Here is an 11,814-nt window from a genome sequence, read left to right as displayed (position 1 = left end):
TTTTTAATATGGGTAGTTAAATTAGGAAACATCTTAATTATAACAATTGTATAGTTTTAATACTGAACTTCAATAGTTTGGGCGATCTAAATTTAAGAAAATTTAATTTATGTTAACAAAATTTGAAATCTTTCTATTCATCTGCGGACTTTTTACCGCTATCGGGAACTCGCAAAATGACATTTCCAAGGCAGAAAAGTTACTAAACTCTGGAGATGATAAAGCGGCTGAAATATTGCTTCTTCAACATGATTCTGAACTTAAAGCGATTGAGTTATTAGGTGATATTTATAGCTTCAGAAAAAATTGGAATATGGCGATCTCTAAGTATGAGCAACTTGTAAAAGCCAAGCCAAACGACAGTAATTATAATTTCAAATTAGGCGGAGCCATGGGGATGAAAGCCTATTATGGGTCAAAATTTCAGGCAGCTATGCTTATTGGTGATGTTAAAAAACATCTATTGAAAGCTGCTGAGCTGGATCCAAACCACTCTGAGTCAAGGCGTGCGCTGGTAGAACTCTATATGCAGATTCCAGGATTTGTAGGAGGCAGCCAGACAATGGCAGAAAGCTACGCATCAGAACTTCATAGAATAAATGAATTGGATGGTCTTTTAGCAGACGCTTACATCTATAAATTCCTGGACTATCAAAAGCTTGCGGAGACAAAATACGAGGCGGCGATTAAGCTTTCTAGTAGAAAGCCTGAGTTAATTACTCGCAATTATCTCAATTATGAACTTGCCGAAGTTTCGGCAATTTATTCGATTGAATTGGAGCATGGCCAAGGTCTTATTAAACGTTATATCGAAAACTATGGTTATAAAGACATAAAAGATCCATCATGGGCTTACTATAGATGGGCTCAGATCGAGAGATTAAATCAAAATCAGGACGTAGCTTTGAACTATATCAGAAAATCACTGGAGATTGCACCTGACTTCGATAAAGCGCTTATCGAAAAGCAGAAAATTCAGAGAATGTAATATTTAGCCCTCATATTACTTTTATATTTGTACAAATCTTTTCCATGAATATACATTTTATAGCCATCGGTGGTAGTGCAATGCATAGTCTTGCGATTGCACTTCAGCGAAAAGGGTATCATATTACTGGCAGTGATGACGCTATCTTTGAACCTTCCAGATCTCGTCTCAACAAAGAAAATATACTTCCGCAGAAAATGGGATGGGATGCTTCGAAAATAACTTCAAATCTCGATGCTGTTATCTTAGGAATGCACGCACGGGAAGATAATCCAGAGTTAGCGAAGGCGAAGGAGCTGGATATTAAAACATACAGTTATCCGGAATTTATTTTCGAACAATCAAAGAATAAGACCCGGGTAGTTATAGGTGGCTCACATGGTAAAACTACTATCACCTCTATGATCCTGCATGTGATGAATTATCATGATAGGGATATTGACTATATGGTGGGTGCAACTCTAGAAGGTCTGGACAATCCTGTTCATTTGACCCAGGAGAATGATTTTATTGTTATTGAAGGAGATGAATACCTAAGTTCTGCAATCGATAGACGCCCAAAATTTCATCTTTATCAACCAAATATCGCCTTGCTGAGTGGGATAGCATGGGATCATATTAATGTATTCCCAACGTATGAAAATTATGTAGAGCAATTTAAAATCTTCATCAATTCTATCGTTAACGGCGGAATACTGGTTTATAACGAGGAGGATCAAACGGTAAAGGAACTTGCAGAGACTACGGAAAATCCAATTAGAAAACATCCATATCACACCCCAGATTATCATACAGAAGATAATACTACGATACTGGATGCCCCGGAAGGTGAATTGCCGCTAGAGATATTTGGTAAGCATAATATGAATAATCTTGCAGGATCAAAATGGATCTGTCAGCATATGGGTATTGATGAGGATGATTTTTATGAAGCGATCGCCACTTTTAAAGGTGCTTCGAAAAGACTGGAAAAAGTTGCTGAAACTTCCAATGGAGTTATCTTTAAGGATTTCGCACATAGTCCATCCAAGGTTGCTGCTACTACTGCCGCAGTTAAAGAACAGTATCCAAAAAGGAAATTGATTGCCTGCCTGGAGCTACATACTTATTCAAGCTTAAATGCAGATTTTTTAAAGGAATATAGAAATACATTAGAAAAGGCTGATGAAGCGCTTGTTTTCTATTCTCCTGATGCGGTCGCGATAAAAAAACTGGATGATGTTTCTGAAGATCAGATTGAACAAGCTTTTCAAAAGCAAGGATTGAAAGTATATACAAGCCCTGAAAATTTTGAGGCTGATCTGAAAAATTTAGGTTTTAAAAACGCTGTACTGCTAATGATGAGCAGCGGAAATTATGGTGGCTTGGATATGGAATCATTAAAAGAACTTATCTAATGCTACTATTGGCTCATATTGATATATTTTAGAGTATGAGCGAAAATTCATTAAAAAGTATTAAAACATGGGCTGAAGATGATCGTCCAAGGGAGAAACTTTTATCAAAGGGACGTCTGGCCTTAAGCGATTCAGAATTACTGGCAATTCTCATTGGTTCAGGTAGTAAGAACGAGTCGGCTGTTGAGCTGTCGAAAAGAATTCTTGCGCAGTCTGATAACAATCTCCAACCAATTGGGAAAGTTAAGCATTGGGCAACTCTGTCAATTTAAAGGAATTGGAAGCGCAAAGGCGGTAGTGATCACTGCCGCGCTAGAATTAGGAAGAAGAAGACGGCTGGCGGAAACTCTGGAATTAAGTAAAATATCTTCTAGTTCTTCAGTTTTTGAGATAATGCAGCCAATAATAGGGGAATTACCTCATGAAGAATTCTGGATCTTGTATCTTAATAACAGTAATAAGATTCTGGAGAAATTTCAGATAAGCAAAGGAGGAATTACCGGGACTCTGGTAGATGTTCGAATAAGCTTGAGAAAGGCTTTAGAAATTGGTGCGGTTTCCCTTATTTTGACTCATAACCATCCAAGTGGAAATTTACGTCCTAGTGAAGCAGATAAGCAATTGACCCAAAAGCTTAAAACTGCTGCGGAAAGCCTTGATATTAAAATTCTTGATCATATCATTGTTACTGAAAAGTCATATTTTAGCTTTGCCGACGACGGAATTCTATAAGACTTCATTAAATGCTTCTAATTTACACCCAGAAAGTTACACCGCGAATTGTTTACATATTCAAGCATTTATGTACACACATTCTGGGGATTCCCATCAACTTTACCTCCAAGATCGAAGAGTTTATCGCTCATGATGGACCAAAGTTAAGCTACGGAAAACAAGCATTGGGGAACGAATTTTTTATTCAGAATGTAGACCTGCTCCTGGAGCAGGGTTTTTCAGAAATAGAAATTAAGGTGCAGCCATGGGATGACACGATTGGATTTTTTGCCCTGGCGGAATCCAGTGATCTACCCTTTGATATATTTGCCGCTTCTTTCTTCCTGCTTAGCAGATATGAAGAATACCTGCCACACGTTAAAGACGAATTTGGAAGATTCCCGGCATCTGAAAGCATTGCATTTCAGGAAAACTTCCTACATAAACCAATTGTAGATATCTGGGCTTATAAGTTTCAGGAAATTCTGATGGAGCGTTTCCCTCAGTTAGAACACAAAAAAAGAGCTTACCATAACAGTACTATTATTACTTCAGAAAACACATTCGTTTTTAAGAATAAGGGTTTTCTAAGAAGTTTTGTTGGTTTGCTGTCAGACCTTGTGCAGTTTAACATAGGGAAGGTAATAGATAGATTGCAGGTATGGATCCGAATAAAATCAGATCCCAATGATACTTTTGAAGATCTTATTAGCATCATTAGAGAAGATAAGATCGAAACTTTGTTCATGTTTCAATTAAGCGATTTTTCGAGACATGATCGAAATATAAGCCACAATAGAATTCCCCACAGAGCAGTGATCAAATCGGTAGCAGATTATTCGAAAGTTGGATTACTGATGGGTTATTATGCAATGGAAGATATCAGAATTCTGCGAAAAGAGAAATTGAGATTAGAGGATATAGTGCATAGTTCTGTCGAACATGCGATGAATCATCAGTACAATCTCAGGCTCCCTGATCAATACAATAACCTGATTGAGCTAGAGATCAATAATGATTACTCTATGGGTTACCCAGATAAACTTGGATTTAGAGCGGGTACGAGCACTTCTTACCTTTTTTATGACATTAATATGGAAGTGACCACGCCTCTAAAGGTTCACCCGTATGCGTTCAATTCGAATGTCGTAGCTAAAATGACACGGAATAAACTAAATGAAGATCTTCGCAGGATCATACTGGAAACTAAGGAAGTTCAGGGGACTTTAAGATCTGTGTTTTCTAATCACGATTTTTCGCAGTATGCAGATTCCAATTCTTATTATTCAGTATTAAACCAAATTCATGAAATTGACTAATATCCGGGACGTTTATTTTGATCTCGATCATACGCTGTGGGATTTTGATAAAAATTCATCACTCGCATTTCAGGAAATTTTTGAAGATCAGAAGCTGGAGATAGAACTTCAGGAATTTCTAAAGATCTATATGCCTATAAACCATCAGTACTGGAAATCTTATCGAAACAATCTGCTTAGCAAAGAGGATCTTAGGTACGGTAGATTGAGAGATAGTTTTGAAGCTTTAAAGTTTGAGGTGAGCGATACTTTAATCTCAAAAATGTCTGAGGATTATATTAATTACCTTCCTAATAATAATCATTTACTCGATGGCGCAGTGGATATTCTAAGATATCTGTCGGCCTCGTATAATTTGCACATTATCACCAATGGTTTTGAGGAGGTTCAGCATTTAAAAATGGAGAAATCTGGGATTCTGGAATACTTCAGGACAGTGACAACTTCAGAAGAAGCAGGAGTAAAGAAGCCGCATTCGCTGATCTTTGAAAAAGCTATTGGTAAGGGAACCGGTAAACCTGAAACTTCAGTAATGATTGGTGATAATTTCGAAGCAGATATTTGTGGGGGTCATCAATATGGCATGAAGGTTATCTATCTGGATCCCAGTGAAGATAATTTCAATACTGAACATCCACGGATCCAAAAGTTAAAACAACTAAGGGATTATCTATAATAACAAAGATTAGGTATTTTCGTAGACTAAGAAAGCTTTCCCGTGTCTAGACAAATCCACATTTCCAAAACAATTACAGGCCTGTTTATACTGGTGCTCTTCACCTCCTGTTTTAAAGATGTAGACCTTAGCCAGACAGAGGATATTCAAATAACGCCAGATATTGATGTCGATATCATTTATTATGATCTCAACAAAGATGACTTTCTGGATTCTGACACCGGAGAGTTCACGTCTATCATAAGAGATACAGTTAGGCTTGAATATCTAGATGACAGTTATATGCAGGATGGTCTAACCTATGCTGAATTCAGGTTTCGACATGAAAATAGTTTTCCTTATGCTATAAGAAGTGAGCTGAATTTTTTGAATGACCGAAACAGGAAGGAATTTGATGTGAACTATATCATCCCGGCTGGTAGTGATACGATGATCTCTGTAATTGATACGCTTCATATCGTACAGGAATCAAATATAAATCAGGTTAAGAAATCTATAGAACTAGCAGTAGAATTAGAGCTTTTAGAGCCTTCTAAAAGTCTTGAGGGGAATTTAAAATTTTCGTCTAGAGGATTATTCAGACTAACTTTTTAATATGAGAATTGCAATAGTACTGCTTATATTCTTCTATTGCAGCTCTGTCTCCGGGCAAAATAAACCATTGCTTTATAATGTAGATGATCTGCCACAGGCATTACTTCAGAATCCAGGTGCCAGGATCGATTTTACAAGACATTTTGGAATTCCCTTGTTTTCGCAAATTCATTTTTCTGTAGGTTCGACAGGTGTTACTGCCAAGGATATTTTTGAAGATGACGGGCGTAATATCAATGCAAGAATTCAAAGCGCTATCAGGAATCTTACTTCAACAGATTTTTTTTCTATCAATGAGCAGATAGAGATCGTTTCTTTTGGGTGGAAGATGGGCAATAGAGGTTATTTTTCTGCAGGGGCATATCAGGAAGCCGATATCTTTGCGTACTTCCCCAGTGATCCTGCAAAACTTGCTTTTGAAGGAAATGCAGACTACATAGGCCGACCCTTTAGATTCGATGATGTTAGCTTTACAGGAGAGGTGCTTACCGTTTATCACGCCGGCTTTAACTACAAAATGGATTCTAAACTCACCGTTGGCGGTCGAGTCAAGCTATACTCTGGAATTTTTAACGTAGAGAGTACTAATAATAAAGGAGCCTTCGTAACTACAGAAACACCAGGCGGGGTAAATTTCTACCAACATGCAGTAAATGGCCTTGATATAGTAGTGAACACTTCCGGTTATGCCAGTCTACGTGATGAAGAGAATATGACAGTTGACCAGGCAGCTGCTGAACTTCTTAGCAGGTCCTTCTTTGGTCAGAATGTTGGAGTGGGAGTAGACCTTGGTTTTCACTACAGGGTCACAGAACAGTTTTCTGTGAATGCAGCCATACAGGATTTTGGAGTAATGTTTCATCAAAAGGATATCGAAAATTCACGCTATTTTGGATCTTATGAGACAAGTGGTTTGCAACCATTATTTCCGGAGTTAAATCCTGGTCAGGAGACAATTCCATATTGGGATGTATTAGAAGAGGAACTGGATGTTAATCTACAGGATGACAAGACCTTCGGAGCTTATAATACCTGGCGTCCATTGAAATATAATGCTTCGATTCAATTTGGGACAGGCAAGTCGATCTTACCCTGTGACTATTTAATTAGCAAGAAGCCACGCTATATGAACTTATTCGGAATGATAGTTTCCGGAGTAAATCGTCCTAAGGGTCCTACTTATGGTGTCACCACCTACTGGGACAGGAAAATAAACGATTATTTTAGATTTAGAGTGGCTTATGGTTTGGATCAATTTTCTCGAACTAAATTTGGGGTAATGGCTTCCAGTAGATTTAAAAACTTTAATGCCTATATCGCAGTAAACGATATTATTGGCTATACCAATCTTGCCAATGCGCATAGTGCATCCTTGCAATTAGGCATACAATACGTATTTAAAGACTTATGAAAAAATTAGTGATTTTAGCAGCAATGATTTTTAGCGGAAACATTTTTTCCCAGGATCTAAATGATTTTAAATATATAATTGTGCCTGAAAGCTATGAAATTCTTGGGAAAACGAACCAGTATCAATTAAACGCCCTTACAAAATTCCTATTTGAAAAGAACGGTTTTAAAACTATTATGAAAACTGAAGCCTGGCCAGAAGATCTCCAACAAAATCCTTGTCTGGGCGTAAGTCCGGTTTTAGTAGAAGATTCTGGAATGTTTGTAACCAAGATGCGGATAGAACTCCAGGACTGTAAAGGAATGACCGTCTATAAAACTCGTGAGGGAAAGAGTAAAGAGAAGGAATTTCAAGCTGCCTACCAGGAATCTTTTCGAGATGCTTTTCAGGACCTGGCAGATTTGAAATATGAGTATAACTATAGCTCAGGCAATGCAGAAAGGGTTGAAAAGTCAAGTGAGAGTTCTTCTATCCAAGAAGGAAGAAATATAACTTCTGAAGCAAAAAGTGAGGTAGTTCCAGAATCTAAAAGTGATGTCGCTCATGAAGTAGTGGCTGAAGAAAAAATTGATCTGCCAGCAGGGAGTAAAGCTGAGGGAAATTTAAATTCTCTGGAAAATAGTCAATGGATCTACGGTGATGCTGTTTTTGAATTGAGAGCTTACAATTCCAATTATGCCTTATACCAGCTGAATGCACCCGAACCTATAGCGCTATTATTGAAGACCAATAAATCCAACGAATTTGTATATAGATCGCTCCTTAATAGTGGAACCGTATCTTACCGCAAGAATTCAGGATTAGAAATTAGCTACTTCGACAGTAAGAATAATCAGCAGGAGTCATTATTGCTAAAATCTAAAGATTAATAACCATACTTTTTTTGCCAGCGCTTCCGAAGAAATTCACGTTGAGCATTTTCACGCTGATTATTTCCGGGTTCGTAGAAGGTAGTGCCAGCGATATCATCTGGAAGAAACTCTGCTGCAACAAAATTACCTGCGTGATTATGGGCATATTTATAATCTTTTCCGTAACCTATATCTTTCATTAATTTCGTGGGCGCATTCCTGATCGCCAAGGGAACCGACAGATCACCTGTTTTCCTCACCAGGCTTTGAGCTTTATTAATAGCCAAGTATGCCGCATTGCTCTTAGGTGAAGTGGCCAGGTAGGTCACGCATTGGCTTAGTATAATTCTGGCTTCCGGATATCCAATTGTATTCACCGCCTGGAACGAATTATTAGCTATGACCAGCGCGGTTGGATTGGCATTCCCAATGTCTTCACTCGCAAGGATCAATAATCTTCGCGCGATAAACTTCACGTCCTCACCTCCTTCGATCATTCTTGCCAGCCAGTAAACTGCAGCATTTGGATCACTCCCTCTAATAGATTTGATAAATGCAGAAATAATATCGTAATGCTGTTCTCCTGTTTTATCATAGAGAACGGTATTTTGCTGAACTTTCTGAAACACAAGTTCATTAGTGATCTTTACATTTACTTCTTCTGAAGTGACTAGTAGTTCAAAGATATTTAGAAGTTTCCTGGCGTCTCCACCGCTCAATCTCAATAAAGCTTCAGTCTCTTCTAGCTGTACATTTTTAGCCGAAATCACCTGGTCCTGTTCCATTGCTCTCTTCAGGAGATCTACCAGATCTTCTTTCGAGAAAGGTTTTAGAATATAAACCTGACATCTGGACAAAAGGGCAGATATAACCTCAAAACTCGGATTTTCCGTAGTGGCACCAATTAAAGTAACCCATCCTTTCTCTACAGCTCCAAGTAGAGAATCCTGTTGAGATTTACTGAATCGATGGATCTCATCAATGAATAGAATCGGACTTTTGGTGGTAAATAAACCATCACTTTTCTTAGCCTTTTCAATGATCTCACGTACATCTTTTACGCCACTACTAATTGCGCTTAGGGTAAAGAAAGGTCGGCCAGATTCCGAAGCTATAATATTCGCCAGTGTGGTTTTCCCTACACCAGGAGGTCCCCATAAGATCATAGATGGAATGATCCCTTGTTTAATCTGTTGTCGCATAGCACCATCTTTACCAATTAAGTGATGCTGGCTCAAGTAATCATCAAGAGTTTTAGGACGCAATCTTTCTGCTAGTGGTTGACTCATGGGTGTTTTGTCTGACAAGTTAACATCCTGAACTATTTGGACGCTTTTTTGTAATATTAATTAAAATTGAATACAATTTGAAACCATCCTCTCCATTTGTTTTTACTAGCGGCACAATAGGGTATCCATTACTATTCGTGTTGATGATCTGGATAGTTTTCTGGGCAGAGCTTCGGTTCAATTTGAATTTAGCGCCCTTCGGGATAAGGCCGGGTGAAGCGATTGGGCTTCGCGGAATCGTATTCTCACCTTTTATACACTCAGATATCAAGCATCTTTTCAATAATACAATTCCTTTATTCATATTGTCCCTTGCCTTATTTTACTTTTACAGGCCTTTACGCTGGAAAGTATTGCTAATTGGTCTCGTTTCAACCGGTTTAATTACATGGATTGTAGGTCGACCGGCAAATCACATTGGAGCAAGTGGAATTATCTATTTACTTGCAGCTTTCCTTTTCTTCAAGGGAATTTTTTCTAAGAATTACCGGCTCGTAGCATTATCGCTTATAGTAGTATTCGTTTATGGTGGGTTGATATGGTACGTGACTCCAATAGATCCAAAAATTTCCTGGGAGGGACACCTGGCTGGTCTATTGAGCGGACTGGGTCTGGCTGTGGTTTTCAAAAAACAAATCGCAAAACCTCATAAGTATCAATGGGAATCTCCAGATTTTCAAGATGCTGATGATCTATTTATGCAGCATTTTGACGAAGAAGGAAATTTTGTAGATAACCTGCCTTTTCAGAATATAGAAGAGGAGGAAACGGAGTATAACTATATCTATATTGAAAAACCGGATAACAAGAATTAACTTCTTTGTCTAACAGTTTCGTAAAGTACCGCACCACAAGCAACAGATACATTTAAAGAAGCGATCTCTCCAAGCATAGGTAGTTTTGCTCTAAAGTCTGCTAGCTTAAGAATCGAATTCGATACCCCTTTAGCTTCATCACCCATTACGATGGCCACAGGTTGCTTTAGGTCAATATCGTAAACGGTGTCATCCGTTTTTTCAGTAGCTGCAACGATCTTTACATCATATGTTTGTAGATGAAATAATGCATCTTTAATATGATCTACTTTGCAAATTGGTACTTTAAACACGGCTCCAGCAGAAGTTTTAACTGTATCGGCATTAATGGGAGCAGATCCTTTTTCCTGGACAATGATACCGTCTACTCCACAACATTCTGCGGTTCTTATGATGGCTCCAAAATTTCGAACATCAGTAATTCCATCCAATAGCAGGTAAAGTGGAATAGTACCTTTATTTTGGACAGATTCTACAAGATCGTTTAGACTTATAAAACTTATAGGAGATATATTGGCTACGACTCCCTGGTGATTACCCTTGCTCAGTTTATTTAATTTCTCAATTGGCACATAAGAGACGGTGAAAGATCCGCTCTTAAGATGGCGGTTCAATTCCTGAAACAAGCTTCCGGCCAAGCCTTTCTGGATAAATACCTTTTCAATACTTTCCCCACTTTCTATAGCTTCAATCACAGCTCGAATTCCGAATATTCTTGTAGTTTCTTCCATGCTTCAAAGTTAGTACAATTATATCCTTCGAGAAATGATTAATAAAAAAAAGCCACCCATTTGGGTGGCTTTTCATATTGAATTAATTCAATATTTATTCATCATCTTCCTCAGTCGCTGGACCAGGGTAAGTTGATTGATCTGGTGTAGTCGTATCCCAGAATACTGGAGTTTGAGCATCATCTCCACCAATTGCACCAGCAGCATCAATGTAGTTAGCATTGTTTAAGTTCTGCTCATCGATTGGATAAGTATATCTAAGTGGAACGAAAGTCTCATTATCTGTTGGGATATTGAAAACCGGATCGTCATATAATCTCCATGTAGACCATCCTTCAGCAGGGTTATCATACATTGCTATCCAGAACTGAGTTGCAAATTGCATTTCAGAACCATCGTAAGCAACTTCAGGCTGTGACAGGTACTCTTCAGTAGCATCACCCGAAATACCCCAGTACTCCATAGATGCTGTAATTGCAGCATTGTAGTGAGTCTCAGCATCTCCAGGAACATTATATCCAAGTTCAGCAGCTTTAGACAGATTAAATCTAACTTCAGCATAGTCTAAGAGAATTCCTTCTCTAGTTGGATCTAGGAATGCATCTCCAATGTGAGTAAAGGACCCATAGTTATTACTTCCACCATAATCACCACCAATGTAACCATCAGCAATATTATCATCGAAATAAACCATTCTTCTTGGGTCTTCAAATTGGTTCATGTAATCAACGATTGTCTCAGAGGCAAGAAAGTCAGATCTACCGCTCTGTACCAAATCTTCCCAAAGTGGGTTTGTGTTTGGTGCATTAGATTGGTAATCGATCGTAGCATTGTCATCATTAGAGGTGAACACACCGGCTGATACTGCAGACTCAACAGTAGCTTGAGATAAAGAAGGATTTACATCCTGAAGTCTAATTCCCATTCTAAGTTTAAGAGAGTTAGCAAACATCATCCATTTGTTCATATCTCCTTCGTAAACAACATCTGAACCTGAGTATCCTTGTCCAGCTGAAAGTATTCCTCCAA

11 protein-coding genes and 1 pseudogene are annotated in these 11,814 nt (G+C 38.3%); 9 read left to right on the top strand and 3 right to left on the bottom strand.

Annotated features, from left to right (window positions below; all coding sequences use genetic code 11):
* The first annotated feature begins 109 nt into the window (after positions 1-109).
* The 8 genes and pseudogenes from ACNKXS_RS10565 to ACNKXS_RS10530 all read left to right on the top strand — a co-directional run bounded on the left by ACNKXS_RS10565 (position 110) and on the right by ACNKXS_RS10530 (position 7,968).
* Complete coding sequence (locus ACNKXS_RS10565; protein WP_417920798.1) at positions 110-988, top strand: tetratricopeptide repeat protein; 879 nt, start codon at positions 110-112, stop codon at positions 986-988.
* A gap of 44 nt (positions 989-1,032) precedes the next feature.
* Positions 1,033-2,385, top strand: a complete 1,353-nt coding sequence (locus ACNKXS_RS10560) for a UDP-N-acetylmuramate--L-alanine ligase (protein ID WP_417920797.1) — start codon at positions 1,033-1,035, stop codon at positions 2,383-2,385.
* Between the two features lie 35 nt (positions 2,386-2,420).
* A pseudogene (gene radC, locus ACNKXS_RS10555) lies at positions 2,421-3,117 on the top strand (RadC family protein).
* An 11-nt stretch (positions 3,118-3,128) separates the two neighbouring features.
* On the top strand, positions 3,129-4,418 hold the full coding sequence (locus tag ACNKXS_RS10550; RefSeq protein ID WP_417920796.1) for a polysaccharide deacetylase family protein: 1,290 nt from the start codon (positions 3,129-3,131) through the stop codon (positions 4,416-4,418).
* Entirely contained in the window at positions 4,405-5,094 is a 690-nt protein-coding gene (locus ACNKXS_RS10545) for a YjjG family noncanonical pyrimidine nucleotidase (RefSeq protein WP_417920795.1), read from the top strand. The genes ACNKXS_RS10550 and ACNKXS_RS10545 overlap by 14 nt, the downstream gene beginning before the upstream one ends.
* A gap of 42 nt (positions 5,095-5,136) precedes the next feature.
* Positions 5,137-5,688: a hypothetical protein gene (locus tag ACNKXS_RS10540; RefSeq protein WP_417920794.1), complete on the top strand. Its 552-nt coding sequence runs from the start codon at positions 5,137-5,139 to the stop codon at positions 5,686-5,688.
* Position 5,689: 1 nt separating this feature from the next.
* Complete coding sequence (locus ACNKXS_RS10535; protein WP_417920793.1) at positions 5,690-7,099, top strand: DUF5723 family protein; 1,410 nt, start codon at positions 5,690-5,692, stop codon at positions 7,097-7,099.
* Positions 7,096-7,968: a hypothetical protein gene (locus tag ACNKXS_RS10530; protein WP_417920792.1), complete on the top strand. Its 873-nt coding sequence runs from the start codon at positions 7,096-7,098 to the stop codon at positions 7,966-7,968. The genes ACNKXS_RS10535 and ACNKXS_RS10530 overlap by 4 nt, the downstream gene beginning before the upstream one ends.
* On the opposite strand, the gene ACNKXS_RS10525 is transcribed toward ACNKXS_RS10530, so the two are convergent.
* Positions 7,965-9,239, bottom strand: a complete 1,275-nt coding sequence (locus ACNKXS_RS10525; RefSeq protein WP_417920791.1) for a replication-associated recombination protein A — start codon at positions 9,237-9,239, stop codon at positions 7,965-7,967. The genes ACNKXS_RS10530 and ACNKXS_RS10525 overlap by 4 nt on opposite strands.
* A gap of 143 nt (positions 9,240-9,382) precedes the next feature.
* Between ACNKXS_RS10525 and ACNKXS_RS10520 the strand changes: the two genes are divergently transcribed.
* Positions 9,383-10,054: a rhomboid family intramembrane serine protease gene (locus ACNKXS_RS10520; RefSeq protein ID WP_417920790.1), complete on the top strand. Its 672-nt coding sequence runs from the start codon at positions 9,383-9,385 to the stop codon at positions 10,052-10,054.
* On the opposite strand, the gene rlmB is transcribed toward ACNKXS_RS10520, so the two are convergent.
* Positions 10,051-10,785 (bottom strand): 23S rRNA (guanosine(2251)-2'-O)-methyltransferase RlmB, encoded by a 735-nt coding sequence (gene rlmB / locus ACNKXS_RS10515; RefSeq protein WP_417920789.1) that lies wholly within the window; start codon positions 10,783-10,785, stop codon positions 10,051-10,053. The two genes, ACNKXS_RS10520 and rlmB, sit on opposite strands and share 4 nt — an antisense overlap.
* A gap of 94 nt (positions 10,786-10,879) precedes the next feature.
* A partial coding sequence (locus ACNKXS_RS10510) for a SusD/RagB family nutrient-binding outer membrane lipoprotein (RefSeq protein ID WP_417920788.1) occupies positions 10,880-11,814 on the bottom strand: 935 nt, incomplete at its 5' end.

The organism is Christiangramia marina (genome assembly GCF_048285865.1).
In the GTDB taxonomy this organism is placed as follows: domain Bacteria; phylum Bacteroidota; class Bacteroidia; order Flavobacteriales; family Flavobacteriaceae; genus Christiangramia; species Christiangramia marina.
The sequence above is the reverse complement of the archived record's forward strand: the minus strand, read 5'-3'. Positions and strand labels throughout refer to the sequence as shown.